Source organism: Exiguobacterium sp. K1 (assembly GCF_033721435.1).
Classification (GTDB): domain Bacteria; phylum Bacillota; class Bacilli; order Exiguobacteriales; family Exiguobacteriaceae; genus Exiguobacterium_A; species Exiguobacterium_A artemiae.
The window spans coordinates 111046-125782 of sequence record NZ_JAOTIT010000003.1 but is presented as its reverse complement, the minus strand read 5'-3'; the positions used below and the strand labels follow the sequence as shown (position 1 = coordinate 125782).

The window sequence follows — 14737 nt, the reverse complement described above, 5'->3', positions numbered from 1 at the left end:
TGGAAAGAGCCAAAGCGCGGATTACGCTTTGGCTCTCTCTAGCGCCCGAAAAATCGGTCGGTTACTTATTTGTTGTCTTTGTCGTCGACTTCTTCAAATTCAGCGTCCATGACATTGTCATCTTGTCCGCCGGCTTGCGCACCTTCAGCGCCCGCTTGTTGTTGAGCCATGTTTTCGTAGACTTTTTGTGTCAATTCTTGAACAACCGTTGATAATTCGTCTTTTGCAGAACGAATGGCTTCGACGTCTGTTCCTGCGAGTGCAGTTGTGACTTTTTCTTTTGCCGCTTCCGCTTTTTCTTTATCTGCTGCGTCAATTTGCTCGCCAAGATCTTTGACTGCTTTATCTGTTGCGAAGACGAGTTGATCCGCTTCGTTACGAAGTTCTACTTCTTCTTTACGTTTGTTATCAGCATCTGCGTTTGCTTCTGCATCTTTGACCATTTGGTCGATGTCCGCTTCAGTCAAGCCGCTTGATGATTGGATTGTAATCGATTGTTCTTTGTTCGTACCAAGATCTTTCGCTGATACGTTAACGATTCCGTTTGCATCGATATCGAATTTAACTTCGATTTGCGGCACACCGCGTTGTGCTGGCGGAATGTCCGTCAATTGGAAACGACCGAGCGTTTTGTTGTCTGACGCCATTGGACGTTCGCCTTGAAGAACATGAATGTCAACGGCTGGCTGGTTGTCAGCAGCAGTTGAGAAGACTTGTGATTTCGAAGTCGGGATCGTCGTGTTACGGTCGATCAGTTTCGTCATCACGCTACCCATTGTTTCGATTCCGAGTGAGAGTGGTGTTACGTCGAGAAGGACAACGTCTTTGACGTCCCCTGTCAATACGCCACCTTGGACCGCTGCTCCGAGGGCAACGACTTCATCCGGGTTAACCCCTTTGAACGATTCTTTGCCTGTGAAGTCTTGAACAGCTTTTTGAACCGCAGGAATACGTGTTGATCCACCGACGAGGATGATTTTGTCGATTTTGTCCGGTGTCATGCCAGCATCGCTGAGGGCACGACGTGTTGGAGCCATCGTCCGTTCTACGAGATCAGCTGTTAAATCGTCGAATTTCGCACGTGACAATGTCATTTCAAGGTGAAGTGGACCTGCTGCGCCAGCCGTGATGAACGGAAGGCTGATTTGTGTCGAAGAGACACCTGAAAGATCTTTCTTCGCTTTTTCAGCAGCATCTTTTAGACGTTGAAGCGCCATTTTATCTTGGGCAAGATCGATGCCGTTGTCTTTTTTGAATTCTGCAACCAAGTGGTCGATGATTTTTTGGTCAAAGTCATCTCCACCAAGACGGCTGTCACCGGCAGTTGAAACTACTTCGAAAACACCGTCTCCGAGTTCGAGGATCGAAACGTCGAATGTACCGCCACCTAGGTCATAGATGAGGATCGTATGGTCTTCGCCTTTTTCAAGACCGTAAGCAAGTGCTGCTGCCGTCGGCTCGTTGATGATCCGTTTGACGTCAAGACCAGCAATTGTTCCTGCGTCTTTTGTTGCTTGGCGTTCTGCATCGTTGAAATAAGCAGGAACCGTGATGACCGCTTCCGTTACTTTTTCACCGAGGTAGTCTTCCGCTTGTGCTTTGAGTTTTTGAAGAATGATGGCAGATACTTCTTGTGGTGTGTAGTCCTTGCCTTCGACTTCAACTTTATAGTCTGTACCCATATGACGTTTGATCGACATGATTGTGTTCGGGTTTGTGATGGCTTGACGTTTTGCGACTTCCCCGACTTGACGCTCGCCGTTTTTGAAAGCAACGACAGATGGTGTCGTCCGGTTTCCTTCAGCGTTTGCGATGACGACTGGCTCTCCGCCTTCCATTACTGCGACACATGAGTTTGTTGTTCCTAAGTCAATACCAATGATTTTTGCCATGATAAATTCCTCACCTTCGAATAGTTAGTAGTGTTACATCAGATCGAAACGTAGATTATTCTGCGACTTTGACCATACTTGGACGAATGACACGATCGTGTAATTTGTATCCTTTTTGGAATTCCGCTGTGACGACACCTGATTCGTGTTCTTCACTCGGCTCTTGAACGACTGCCTGGTGCAGGTTCGGATCAAAGGTTTCCCCGACTGCTGGAATCTCGATGACGCCTTCGTTTTGAAGTGTTTCCACCAATTGGCGTTTGACCATCTCGACACCGGCAAGGACAGATTTTGTCTCTTCGTTGTCCGATTCGATTTGAAGCGCACGGTCAAGATTATCGACCAATGGAAGCAATTTCTCGACGATTGTCTGTGAAGAATACTTCGCACGGTTTTCGGCTTCAATCCGGTTACGGCGTTTAAAGTTGTCAAAATCCGCACGAAGGCGTAATTCCGATGCTTTTGCTTCCGCAAGTTGTGCTTCGAAGTCGGGTGCAGCCGGTTCTTCAACGAGATCCGCCTGGACGACCTCTTCTTCTGTTACTTCAACTGTTTCTGCTTCTGTTTGTTGCTCGGTTGTTTCTTCAGTATTGAGGTTTTGATTCTGCTTATTTTCTTCCACTCTGAATCGAGCCCCTTTCTATATTCAATCCAAGCTGTTTTTACGCAACTCGGTTTGGAATGCTTGCAGAAGATGAATGATCGAATTGATGCCTCGATTATAATCCATCCGTTTTGGCCCAATCAGGGCGAGTGTACCAAGTGAGACGCCGTCAACGGAATAATGGGCGCGAATCACGCTGCAGTCTTTTAAGGCATCGACGTTATTTTCACTGCCGATCGTAATCAAAATCTGATTATCGAGACTCGGACTCAAGAAATCAAACAAGGCTTCCTGTTGTTCGATCAACTCTAGGACCGGACGCAGTTTTGCGACATCCTGAAATTCCGGTTGATCAAACATGTTGGCTTTTCCTCCGAGATAAATCAAAGGACGTTCCTCATGCTGATCCGTCAAGACGATATCGAGTGCTTTTGACAGCAGGGTCGTCTGCTCCGAGTGTTCGGAACGGAACCGTCTGATTTCTTCGAGCAGACGAAGACGCAACTGACTGAGCGGCGTTCCGCGTAGGGTTTGGTTCAACCGTTCCATCAAGCGGCTGGCTGCCTCACGTGAGAGGGCTTCCGCGAGCTGCAGTGTTTTATGTTCAACATGACCGGTTTCTGTCACAAGAACGATGACGACACGTCCTTCCGCCAAGGGAATCAACTCTAAATGATGGAGACGTTGTCCTTCTTCTTTTGGACCTAATACAAGCGTCGTATAATGGGTCAATTCGCTCAACAAGTCCGCTGTATGTCGGATTAACCGATCATTTTCATTCACGGAATGGGCAAATAACGATTTTAACGCTTTTGCCTCTTGCGGTGAGATGCTTTCCGGACGAATCAGATGATCGACATAAAATCGATATCCAAGCTCGGATGGAATTCGGCCGGCAGAAGTATGCGGCTTTTCAATCAATCCCATTTCTTCGAGGTCCGCCATCTCATTTCGAATGGTCGCGGAACTGAACGTCACGTCACTCCGTTTCGAGAGCGTCCGTGAGCCGACGGGTTGAGCGGTTTTGATATAATCATCGACGATTGCACGTAAAATCAACAATTGGCGATCCGTCAGCACCTTCTTCACCACCTTATTTTGTTAGCACTCACTTTTAACGAGTGCTAATTACATCTTTACTATAAGGAATCGGCGAAATGATGTCAACCAATTTGCTGAACCCTTTGAAGACTTTCCCATTCTGCGATACAGTGAAACAAACAAGAAAAGGATGAGATCTATGCTCGAACTGTTTGCAATGGCCGGTGTGTTCGTTTGGGTGTTCATTGCGATCATCGGTACGACCGCCTACTTTTTACGAAAACCAAAAAAATAAAACGGCGTCCGGATACTTTCGTATCGGCGCCGTTTTATTTCCTGCTGTTCCATTATTCCACTTCTGCTTCTCCGATGAACTCGGCAAACACTTCGTTTGCGAGCGGGACACCGGCGTCCGTCAGACGGAGATGAGTCGCTGTCCGTTCGACGAGTCCGCGCGGCAATAATTTCGCAATCGTCTGTCCGAAGACCCAATCAAGCGAATAACCGTATTTCTCTTCGAAGTGCTGTTCCGACACTCCTTCTTTCATCCGTAGTCCAAGAAACATCTCCTCTTCCATCCGTTCCACTTCCGTCAACGACGTCTCATTCCGGACCGGTAAACCCTCTGCTTTGATATAGTGCGGAATCGGTGCGATGTTTGCCCGGCGTGTTTTGTTGATGTAACTGTGTGAACCGGCGCCAAATCCATAATATTCGTCGTTTTCCCAGTAGACCCGGTTATGCCGGCTTTCCCGACCCGGTAAGGAAAAGTTTGAAATCTCATATTGTTGCAATCCGCCGGCTTCAATCGTTTCAATCATCAGGCGGTACATATCCGCCTCCAGGTCCTGCGTCGGTAACGGCAACTTGCCTTTTCGTTCTTGAATCGCAAAAACGGTATGCGGCTCAAGAATCAATGAGTACGACGAGATATGCGTGATCGGCAAACGTAATGCCCGTTCGACATCATACCGGACTTGCTCGAGCGTTTGGTTCGGTAAGCCGAACATCAAATCAACCGAGATGTTGTCAAAGCGCTTTGCCGCATGATCGAGCGTCTCTGCGACTTTCGCTTCCCGGTGCGTCCGGCCGATCCGTTCGAGTAATCCGTCGTCAAATGACTGGACACCGAAGCTGACCCGGTTGACGCCGCCCGCTTTCATGATATCGAGTTTTTCCGGCGAAACGCCGTCCGGATTCGATTCGACGGTATACTCAAGTGTCGCATCCGTCAGCGGCAGAAGGTGCTTCGAAATGATATCCATCAATCGTTGCATCTGAGCTTCATTTAAGGCAGTCGGTGTTCCTCCACCGATGAAGATCGTTTCGAGCCGATCCGTCGGATAGTGTTGTAACGTCAGTTCGATCTCCCGTTCCAATGCATCCAGATATTCTGCAACCGGCTGATTTTTTAAAAAGACTTTATTAAAGTCACAGTAATAACAAATATGCTCACAAAATGGAATGTGGACATATGCGGCGCGTGGTGTCATTTCGCCTCATCCTTTCTTTCCTTAAACAGAAAAAGGGTGCGCCAGAAACGCCCCCTTTGTGTCTTCTTTAATCTTCATCCATCGACAGAACCGACATGAAGGCTTCTTGCGGTACCTCTACCGAGCCTACCATCTTCATGCGTTTCTTACCTTCTTTTTGCTTCTCGAGCAATTTACGTTTACGCGAGATATCTCCGCCGTAACACTTGGCGAGAACGTTCTTACGCAACGCTTTGATTGTCGAACGGGCGACAATCTTCGTTCCGACGGCTGCTTGAATCGGTACTTCGAATTGCATCCGCGGAATGAGTTCTTTTAATTTATCAACGATGACTTTCCCGCGTTCATACGCAAAATCACGGTGAACGATGAAACTCAGTGCATCGACGTTTTCATTGTTTAATAAGATGTCCATCTTGACGAGACGCGACTGCTGATAGCCGATCAATTCATAATCAAGCGACGCATAACCTTTTGTGCTCGATTTCAACTGGTCGAAGAAATCATAGACGATTTCCGATAACGGCAGTTCATACGTGATTTTAACGCGTGTCGTATCAATATATTCCATATCGATGAACGTTCCGCGTTTCTTTTGACAAAGTTCCATGATGGCACCCACATAATCGTTTGGTGTCATGACGGCTGCCTTAACGTACGGCTCTTCGATGAACTCAACTTTTTGCTGTTCCGGCATCTTCGATGGGTTATCAACATGCAGCACTTCTCCCGCAGTTGTTGTGACATGATAGATAACCGACGGCGCCGTCGTAATCATATCAATGTTGAATTCGCGTTCAATCCGTTCCTGAATGATTTCCATATGAAGCATTCCAAGGAATCCACAACGGAAACCGAATCCGAGTGCCTGTGATGTTTCCGGCTCGAATTCAAGGGCTGCGTCACTTAATTGAAGACGCTCGAGTGCTTCGCGTAAATCGTTGTAACGTGCCGCATCAATCGGATAGAGACCACAGTACACCATCGGGTTCATCTTCCGGTATCCCGGTAAAGCTTCTGTCGCGGGTTGTTTCGCCAAAGTAATTGTATCCCCGACGCGGACATCGCCGACTGTCTTTATAGAAGCCGATAACGTTCCAACGTCTCCGACCGTTAATTCTTTTTGACGAAGTGGTTTTGGTGTCGAGACAGCAAGTTCCAAGACTTCAAAGTCTTTTCCGGTCGACATCATCCGAATCTTGTCACCGATTTTCACCGTCCCGTTGACAACACGAATCGACGCGACGACACCACGATATGCATCGTAATAGGAATCAAAAATCAATGCTTCGAGCGGCGCTTCCGGATCACCCGTAGGTGCCGGCACTTTCGCCACGATTTGTTCAAGGATTTCTTCAATCCCGATACCGGCTTTCGCGGATGTCGGAACAGCTTCAGAAGCATCCAGACCAATTACGTCTTCAATCTCTTGACGAACACGTTCAACGTCTGCTGAAGGCAAATCAATCTTATTGATGATCGGCAGGATTTCCAAGTCGTTATCGAGTGCCAAATATACGTTGGCAAGCGTTTGAGCTTCAATCCCTTGCGCCGCATCGACGACGAGAACCGCCCCTTCACAGGCTGCAAGAGAACGGGAAACTTCATATGTGAAGTCGACGTGTCCCGGTGTATCGATCAGATGGAGGATATATTCCTCACCATCTTTTGCCGTATACTTCAACTGAACGGCGTTCAATTTAATGGTAATTCCGCGTTCGCGCTCGAGATCCATGGCATCCAGTGTCTGATCTTTCATCTCACGTGATGTCAAAGCACCTGTTTTTTCTAAAATGCGGTCTGCAAGTGTCGATTTCCCGTGGTCGATATGGGCGATGATCGAGAAGTTTCGAATACTTTTTTGCCGCTTTAAACGATCTGCATTATTCATGTTTATAGTCACCTTACCTTATAGTCAAACGTACATACGCTTCATTATACCAAAAATTACACGGGGTGCACCATCTCGTTTTGTTTTACCGAAAAACAAAAATCGAAAGAAACACTGGAGCTGTTATTGCTTTTAAGAAAAACGTTTGCTACAATTGTGTTTGTTCTGTTGAACGATAAATGCAGATATGCGAATATAAATCTCGAATGAGTTTTCTTGGAGGTGAATCATCCATGGCTAACATTAAATCAGCAATCAAGCGTGTTAAAACAGCTGAAAAACGCCGCGTCGCTAACGTACAACGTAAATCGTCTATGCGTTCAGCTATCAAAGCAGTCGAAACTTTCGCTACTGAAGGCAACAAAGAGCAAGCGCTCGTAGCTTTCAACACAGCATCTAAGAAAATCGACAAAGCTGCTGCTAAAGGTCTTATCCACAGCAACAAAGCTGGTCGTGACAAATCACGTCTCGCTCGTCTCGTAAACGCACTTTAATTCTTCCTTGAAGGAATACAGTGATTGAATCACCACCTGGAGCCTGCTCCGGTGGTGATTTTTTTATGTTTAAAAACCATCCGACGGTCTTGTCAGATGGTTTTACTTTTTCTCAGAAACGATCCACCATGATATGATGCGGACCAATTCCTTCAATCTCAAATGATTCGCTTGCCACCGTCAAACCTAGTCGCTCATAAAAAGGAACGGCAACGAGTCGGGCGTTACACCACCAACCGTCTGCACCTTGTGCTTTCAGTCGATTCCGTGCCTCTTCCAACAATGCTTTTCCATACCCTTCACCACGGACAGCAGGACTTGTCGCCATCCCCCGTAATTGATAGGTCAATTCCGGATAAGTCTCATGGGAACGCTGTATGAAAGTACCGACTGCGACGATGTGTCCGTCCTTGATCCCTCCGAGGTGAAAGGTGCCTTCCCGTTGATCGTCCGGATACGTACACATCTCAATTGGTTGGTTCGGGCGCAATACTTCATGTCGAAGTGAAATGACTTCAGGTGCTTGAATGATTCGAATCTCCATCTGTTTTGCCTCCTATAATGTAGCGAGCCGCACAATCAAGGCATCAAACAAAATTCGTTTGTCTCCTCTGCCCGTCTTCATCCCTTCATCCGTCGTCGTAATGGCGACCAACGCCTGCTCCAGCTGCGCAAACGTAAACCGTTTCCCCGCCTGTAAGGCCAGTTTGATGGCATAAGGATGCGCTCCGACTTTTGACGCGATTTGCCGCTCCCCGTATCCTTGTTCCGCCAGACGTTTTGACAACAGCATCATCCGATACTGGCGTGCCATCAGCCCGAGTAATGCCAAGACTTCCTGTCCCTGTTTTTCAAGATCCCGAATCAAACGGATCGCCGGTTCCAGTTGTCGTTTCATCAAATAATCCGTCAATTGGAATACGTTATCCTCTAACGTCCGCGGCACCAGTAAATTAACATCTTCCAGTTCAATCGTCGGATGATCCCCGGCATACAGCATGAGTTTATCCAGTTCACGTGTCAGTGTCGCCCACATCTCACCCGTCAAAAAAATCAATCGTTCGATAGCCGGCCGCTCCATCCGGTATCCTTTGTCGTTAACAGCATCCATCACGAAACGAAACAGTTCTTCCGTCGTCGGTTTCTTCGCCTCGAGTATGACAGCCCGGTCCTTTAACCGTTTGACGATTGTTTTCCGCTCATCCAGTTTCTCCGCCTCGACGATCAACACGACCACTGCATAATCGGCAGGTTGAACGATGTATTCGGCTAACCGTTCCACATTATGTGTTTTTTTATCCTTTGCACCCGTTAAAAAAGTAGCCGGTTTGGCAATGACGACACGGTAATCACTTAAAAAAGGGACGGTTTCCGCTTCGTCCAGGACGGCGTCGAGCGGTTGGTCGTTTAAATCAATTTTCATGTAGTCAAAACGTTCACCGTCCGGTAAAGCGGCTTTGACGATTTCACGTTCCCACTCTTCCAAAAGATGTCGTTCCGTTCCATATAATAAATAAAGGTTCGCCAGTTTTCCGTTGACAAGCCAAGGTGTTTTCATCTTCCCCACCACATTTCACAGTTTGTTCTTAACTTCATCATAGATAATCCTCTTTTATTCCGCTATACTAGAAGCGGAATCTATTTTTAGGGGGAATGCAGCATGGCACATTCAGTACGTCCACCAAGTGAGAATGCGTTTGAAAACGACATTCAGTCAAAACGTAATGACGCGCTTGACTCAGCGGTCGGTTTTGGCGCATCGTTCGGCTTTTTCGCAGTCTTGTTCATCATTGGCGTTGTCATTAAATTCTTAAGCCTATAATCAATAAAACAGCAACCTTGGGGGGTTGCTGTTTTTTATTTTAGCATAGGTTCACAGCCCGTTGCAGAACAAGTTATCATTCCCGATTGATCGGTCCGCATGACGGTCCGGTCTCTTGTTCGTTCCAGTACTTCCGGATGAGGATGACCATACCGGTTGTTCCGCCCTGCCGAAATGATAACCAGATCCGGATCCGTTTTCTGCAGAAGCTGTTCTCCGGTCGATGTTTTCGAACCATGATGACCGGCTTTTAAAATATCGACCTTCTGGACGGACCACGTCTCCTCTTGATCAATACTGGCATCCCCCGTCAGCAAGACGCGCTTCCCCGCAACATCGGCAAGCAATACGACCGACCGGTCATTTTCTTCTTCTGCGTTTGTTGCCGGAGCCACCACTTCGAGCCAGGGACGAATCCGTTGTCCCGAATGAATGAATTGAATCCGTGTTCCTGTCGCTTCAATCTGATCAATCAATGCGCGCCGTTTCGGATCTTGATTATCAAACTGTCCCATATAAACCGTGTCTACTTGAATCTTCCGCAAGAGACCGACCAATCCGCCGATATGATCATGATCCGCATGTGTGACGACCAATCCTTCAATGTGTGTTTCTCCCCGTGTATGTAAAAACGGGGCAACGATTTGTCCTCCCGGATCAAACGGTCGTAACGGCGGACGGATGGATAAAGAAAACGCTCCTCCTGTATCAATGACAAACGTTTCCCCCGCTTTTTCAATGACCGTACTGTCTCCCTGTCCGACATCAAGAAAGGTAATTCGCTCCGGCGTCTGATGGTCCATATAGAGGCTTGCTGCAAGCAGGCCGACCAGCGGGACCAGATGCCCGAACCATCTTCGTTCGGCTAACCACCAGCCGCTAAGGACGGTTCCTGTCCCGATCAGAAGTACGGGCAACGAAAAAAGATGAACAGCAACCGTCGGGACAGGCAGCTTTTCCGCCCAAGCCAATGCTTGATCGAGAAAAGACGTCGCCTGACCATGCAGACGAATCAGATTATCGGACGATGGAATCAGTACCGCGGTACCGACCAGGAAAGACAGCGGTAAAATCACCCATTCTATCCACCCGCCAAGAAGAATGTTCAATAATGGCGACCACAACGAAACTTCCGTCTGTTGCGCCAGCTGCAACACAAGACTTGTCATGATTTGAGCCCAGAGGCTGATCAGCAGCCAGTTCCAAGGACGTTTGATTTTTTCCCACATCTTACGGGACAGGAGCAGAAAAATCGTTAGTCCGACAGTCAGTTGAAATCCGACATCATACAAAGATGTATACGAAATCGCCAATTGAAGCGCACCAATCAAACTGACGACCCACAAAGGATCCGGCCGCCGGTTGATCCGGTGACAAAACAGCAACACCATCGCGACACAGACCGCCCGTGTGACCGGGGCACTCCATTCTGTCAACCATCCATATAACGGCAAAGTCAACAATAGAAATTCAAATCTCCGCTCCCGCGTCAACCGCAGTTTTTTTAAGAACCACAAGACCGTCAAAATTAAAAAGGCAATATGTGAACCGGAGATGACGATTGCATGCAGGAGTCCGAACTTTTTAAAGCGTTCCATCGTCATCTGATCCATTAAGCGGTCTTCGCCTAACACTAAAGCTTCCACATACAACGCTTGTTTGACCGGAAGTTGTTCAATCCGTGTCATCCACTGCTGGCGAATCCGCCGCCCGTTTGCTCCCAATCCGGGAGTTTCGGTGCATTTGCCCCATTTCACGACCTCATATTTCCCCCGTAACTGTTCGGTGCGCATCCAACGGGCTTCATCAAATCCGCCCAGATTCACTCTCGGCAACACCGGCCGTTCTTCCAACTCGACTTCACAGCGTTGTCCGATCCGTTCATAGTCGCTCTCTGTTTTTTCATCCAATGTGGCGGCGACAACGATTTGTTGATTATGGGATTTTGCGAGATACCGGATTCGGTCCCCGTTCTGTTTCGCGTCCAGAATATCGATGACTGTGATTGGTGCAAGCGGCTGTTCTGTCGGCATACTCAGTAAAAACACGACCGTCAGTCCTAAAAGTGACAAAACAGAATACCTCGACATCGACCAGGACTTTAGTATAAGAATCATTGAACAGATTGCAACCAGCCACAGAGATTCCTTTAAGGCAATAAGTCCGATCATAAAAAACAACGGAAACAGCGGCATCAGTAGACAATGAGATATGCTTTCAGATTTTCAAGTGTCTTTGGTCCGAAACCTTTTACATCTCCAAGATTTTCATACGTTGCAAAACCGCCTTTTTCTTCCCGGTATTGTAGAATCGCACCGGCTTTAGCAGGACCGATTCCCGGCACTTCCAGCAGCTGTTCTTCTGTCGCTGCGTTTAAATCGAGCAGTCCTTTCGGAATTTCTGCCTGTTCAGAAGTTTCCGGTGCCGCCTTCTTGGATGACTTGGCCTTTTTTCTAGTCGGAACAATCACTTCCTGACCGTCAATTAAACGTGCTGCTAGATTAAGTTGTTTGATGTCCGCTTCCGCCGTCACTTCCGCTCGTTTAATGGCATCTTGAACGCGATCACCGAGTCGAAAACTGTATGGACCGGGCCGTTTGACCGCCCCTTTGATATCAACCATGATTTTTTTCTGGACGAGCGTCTGATCCGCCGAACGGTCTTCTGCCTGTGCTTCCTGTTCTCGTTCAACGACTGCCGGTTTTTCAACCAATGCTTCGTTCGAACATGAAGGCAGCGGAACAAATAAGACAACGAGCAGTAAGAGAACAACCGTGATCGTTGCTACTTGCTGTAAACGTGGAATCGTCATCCATATCCCTCCTGTCCCTTCGACTGTATCAATCTTTCCGTCGCTTCTGAACAGGACTAATCTTCATTATCCGGTGACGTGCCTCTCCTGACCGCCTTTATTCTTCCCTTTGATTCAATCATCCATCGGTTCACCCGAAAACAACGTCAAAAAAACCATCAACATGAGATTCGTTGATGGTTAGAGACCTTTATATTTTTTCAGCAACGAAAAAAATACGTTCGGCTGTTTCAGTTGGTGCATCGGATTTAAAATCACCGGTTACGGCACATACACGAAAACCTGCTTCGCGCAACCAAGTGATATATTGTTCCGGCGGATACGTCCGTTGATGATGTGTCTCGTCGACACGATCGTACCGGCCGTCCTCGCCTTCAATAAAGAAGGTCAGTTCATGGACAACCGATAACGGTTCTTCACCGGGATCTGCGAACCAGATATACGAACTTTGCTCGGCATGGGTGGCGTATGTTTTCCCGTTAAATAACGTCTCCATTTTATACGGGGAATGAACATCAAACAACAACTTTCCACCGTCCGTCAACAAACGTGCTGCACTATCGAACGTCTGTTTGACATCTGCTTCCGTCTGCAAGTAATTCAAGGAATCACATAAAATCGTTATCGAATCCACCGGTTCCGGCAATTCCAGTTCCCGCATGTCCTGTACCCAAAAATCAACGTGCCGATTGGTCTCCATTGCTTTTTCTTGGGCAATTTCAAGCATCTCTTCCGATAAGTCGACACCGGTGACTTCATAATGGTCAGCCAGTAACAAGGTTGCCGTTCCGGTTCCGCAACCGATATCCGCAATTCGCTTGCCGGGCTCGACCTGTTCAAGTACCCACGCGACCCATTCGGGATACGGGACGTCTTGCATCAGTTCGTCATAGACATACGCAAACTGTTCGTACGCCATTAGTCAATCTCGACTTCGACTTTAGGAGCATCTGCCCATAGCTTCTCAAGGTTGTAGTAATCACGGTCATCACGGTGGAAGACATGAACGACAACGTTCTCAAGATCTGCGAGGACCCAGCGTGCCGCGTCCATTCCTTCTAGTCGTTTGATCGGTAATTCATTTTTGTGCGCGACTTCTTTCACTTCACGCGCGATGGCTTGCACTTGTTTTTCCGAGTTCCCTTCACAAATTACGAAGTAATCCGCGATCGGTGAAATGCTCGACATGTCGAGTACGACGATGTCCTCGGCACGCTTATCATCAATTGCATTTACGATTAATTTTAATTCTTGTTCGACTGTCATAGGACGGTCCCCTTTCGTTTTTCCGGCACGAACGCATTATACGTCTCAATCGTCAACGGAAAAATCACTGTTTGTTTTTTGCATAAAAATGAAATCGTCTGAACAAGTGTCGCGATGACAGCTTGCGTCAAATCTTCCTGCGCGATTTGCCGAAGCTGTTCGACACCCGGATAATGACGATTCGGTTCAATCGCATCTGCTACAAAAATGACTTGATCGAGCAGCGGCATGTTCGGAGCACCCGTCGTATGGTTGGCGATGGCTTGATAAATATCAGCGTCTTCCACCCCGAGTTCCCGCTTGACGAGTTCTGCCCCGACCGGTGCATGCAATAATTCTTCATCATAATTGAGTAATTCATCCAGTCCAAGTTCCACTGCTACACGTTGCATCTCGGACACATTCCGATATTTCGCATAATCGTGCAGCATGGCTGCCAAAGCAGCCTTGTCTTCTTGAACTCCGTATTGTCGTGCCATTTGAATGGCGGTCTCGACGACACCGAGTGTATGGATGTAACGTTTTCCAGGCAATGTTTCCTTAATGATTCGTTTCGCTTCTTCAAGTCGCATAGAGGTTCCACTCCTCGATTAATTGTCGGACCGGTTCCGGAACGAGATAACGAATACTGCGTCCTCTCGCCACCCGTTGCCGGATATCGGTCGAAGAGACTTCAAGCAACGGCATATCGACTGCTGTGACACGCGCACCTTCCGGAATCAGATAACGACTGCCCGGACGTGCGACTGCCCCGAACTCGATTTCCTTGTACAACTCTTCCGACCGGTGCCATGTCCCTAAACTGACTAATGAATCCGCACCAATCAGGAAAAAGAATGCATGCTCGGGATAACGTCTCTTCAGTTCCCGGATTGTATCAAACGTGTACGATTTCGTTTCCCGTTCGAACTCAATCTCCGATACTGAAAAATCCTGATTGTCCCGGACGGCTGCTCGGACAAGTTCCAGCCGTTTCGCCGCACTCGTCACGGTCGATTGTTTGTGCGGAGGCAGTTTTGCCGGCAAAAACCAGACCGCATCCAGTTGAAGTTGCTCTTTTGCTTGTTCCGCAATCAGCAGATGACCGATATGGGGTGGATCAAACGTTCCGCCCATCAAACCGATCTTCATCGCGGTAATTGAAGTGTCTTATTCTCTTTCGATTCCTTGTAGAGAACGATGACTTTTCCGATGACTTGAACGAGTTCTGCATTCGTTCCGTCAACGAGCTCAGCCGCGACATCTTTCGGAGCGTCGGCACAGTTTTGAAGCACTTGTACTTTCAAAAGTTCACGTTTTTCGAGTGCATCCATCAAGTCTGCACACATCGCTTCACCAACACCGTTTTTTCCGACTTGGAAAATCGGGCTTAAGTCGTGAGCCGTTGCGCGTAAATAACGTTTTTGTTTACCTGTTAACATA

The 14737-nt window shown here is 47.7% G+C and carries 16 protein-coding genes; 2 read left to right on the top strand and 14 right to left on the bottom strand.

The features are described from left to right. Nucleotides 1-65: 65 nt before the first annotated feature. From dnaK to lepA, 5 genes are all read right to left on the bottom strand, one after another. Nucleotides 66-1892, bottom strand: a complete 1827-nt coding sequence (gene dnaK, locus N7U64_RS08275) for a molecular chaperone DnaK (protein WP_012369686.1) — start codon at nucleotides 1890-1892, stop codon at nucleotides 66-68. Between the two features lie 55 nt (nucleotides 1893-1947). Continuing rightward, nucleotides 1948-2514, bottom strand: a complete 567-nt coding sequence (gene grpE / locus N7U64_RS08270) for a nucleotide exchange factor GrpE (RefSeq protein ID WP_214765995.1) — start codon at nucleotides 2512-2514, stop codon at nucleotides 1948-1950. 24 nt (nucleotides 2515-2538) lie between these two features. After that, complete coding sequence (hrcA, locus tag N7U64_RS08265) at nucleotides 2539-3576, bottom strand: heat-inducible transcriptional repressor HrcA (protein ID WP_214765997.1); 1038 nt, start codon at nucleotides 3574-3576, stop codon at nucleotides 2539-2541. Nucleotides 3577-3884: 308 nt separating this feature from the next. Next, nucleotides 3885-5030, bottom strand: a complete 1146-nt coding sequence (gene hemW / locus N7U64_RS08260; RefSeq protein WP_318929301.1) for a radical SAM family heme chaperone HemW — start codon at nucleotides 5028-5030, stop codon at nucleotides 3885-3887. Between the two features lie 67 nt (nucleotides 5031-5097). Next, on the bottom strand, nucleotides 5098-6921 hold the full coding sequence (gene lepA, locus N7U64_RS08255) for a translation elongation factor 4 (RefSeq protein WP_318929299.1): 1824 nt from the start codon (nucleotides 6919-6921) through the stop codon (nucleotides 5098-5100). A 233-nt stretch (nucleotides 6922-7154) separates the two neighbouring features. Between lepA and rpsT the strand changes: the two genes are divergently transcribed. Next, on the top strand, nucleotides 7155-7415 hold the full coding sequence (gene rpsT / locus N7U64_RS08250) for a 30S ribosomal protein S20 (RefSeq protein WP_012369681.1): 261 nt from the start codon (nucleotides 7155-7157) through the stop codon (nucleotides 7413-7415). Between the two features lie 112 nt (nucleotides 7416-7527). On the opposite strand, the gene N7U64_RS08245 is transcribed toward rpsT, so the two are convergent. Together N7U64_RS08245 and holA are read right to left on the bottom strand one after the other, a co-directional pair. Beyond that, nucleotides 7528-7959, bottom strand: coding sequence for a GNAT family N-acetyltransferase (locus N7U64_RS08245; RefSeq protein WP_012369680.1), 432 nt, complete (start codon nucleotides 7957-7959; stop codon nucleotides 7528-7530). Nucleotides 7960-7971: 12 nt separating this feature from the next. Then, complete coding sequence (gene holA, locus N7U64_RS08240) at nucleotides 7972-8973, bottom strand: DNA polymerase III subunit delta (RefSeq protein WP_012369679.1); 1002 nt, start codon at nucleotides 8971-8973, stop codon at nucleotides 7972-7974. A 102-nt stretch (nucleotides 8974-9075) separates the two neighbouring features. Between holA and N7U64_RS08235 the strand changes: the two genes are divergently transcribed. Beyond that, nucleotides 9076-9237 (top strand): YqzM family protein, encoded by a 162-nt coding sequence (locus N7U64_RS08235; RefSeq protein WP_012369678.1) that lies wholly within the window; start codon nucleotides 9076-9078, stop codon nucleotides 9235-9237. 35 nt (nucleotides 9238-9272) lie between these two features. Here the strand turns inward: N7U64_RS08235 and N7U64_RS08230 are convergent, their stop codons facing one another. The 7 genes from N7U64_RS08230 to yhbY form a co-directional block, all read right to left on the bottom strand. Beyond that, nucleotides 9273-11408, bottom strand: a complete 2136-nt coding sequence (locus N7U64_RS08230; protein WP_413230431.1) for a DNA internalization-related competence protein ComEC/Rec2 — start codon at nucleotides 11406-11408, stop codon at nucleotides 9273-9275. 23 nt (nucleotides 11409-11431) lie between these two features. Continuing rightward, nucleotides 11432-12049: a helix-hairpin-helix domain-containing protein gene (locus N7U64_RS08225; RefSeq protein WP_214848170.1), complete on the bottom strand. Its 618-nt coding sequence runs from the start codon at nucleotides 12047-12049 to the stop codon at nucleotides 11432-11434. Nucleotides 12050-12239: 190 nt separating this feature from the next. After that, entirely contained in the window at nucleotides 12240-12968 is a 729-nt protein-coding gene (locus tag N7U64_RS08220) for a class I SAM-dependent methyltransferase (protein WP_318929292.1), read from the bottom strand. Beyond that, the gene (gene rsfS / locus N7U64_RS08215; protein ID WP_012369674.1) at nucleotides 12968-13315 is read right to left on the bottom strand and encodes a ribosome silencing factor; all 348 of its coding nucleotides are present in this window, start codon (nucleotides 13313-13315) and stop codon (nucleotides 12968-12970) included. Before rsfS ends, N7U64_RS08220 begins: the two co-directional genes overlap by 1 nt. Continuing rightward, nucleotides 13312-13887: a bis(5'-nucleosyl)-tetraphosphatase (symmetrical) YqeK gene (gene yqeK, locus N7U64_RS08210; RefSeq protein WP_318929289.1), complete on the bottom strand. Its 576-nt coding sequence runs from the start codon at nucleotides 13885-13887 to the stop codon at nucleotides 13312-13314. The genes rsfS and yqeK overlap by 4 nt, the downstream gene beginning before the upstream one ends. Beyond that, on the bottom strand, nucleotides 13877-14446 hold the full coding sequence (gene nadD / locus N7U64_RS08205; RefSeq protein ID WP_114596449.1) for a nicotinate-nucleotide adenylyltransferase: 570 nt from the start codon (nucleotides 14444-14446) through the stop codon (nucleotides 13877-13879). Before nadD ends, yqeK begins: the two co-directional genes overlap by 11 nt. Further along, nucleotides 14443-14736, bottom strand: a complete 294-nt coding sequence (gene yhbY / locus N7U64_RS08200; protein WP_012369671.1) for a ribosome assembly RNA-binding protein YhbY — start codon at nucleotides 14734-14736, stop codon at nucleotides 14443-14445. Before yhbY ends, nadD begins: the two co-directional genes overlap by 4 nt. Nucleotide 14737 lies beyond the last annotated feature (1 nt).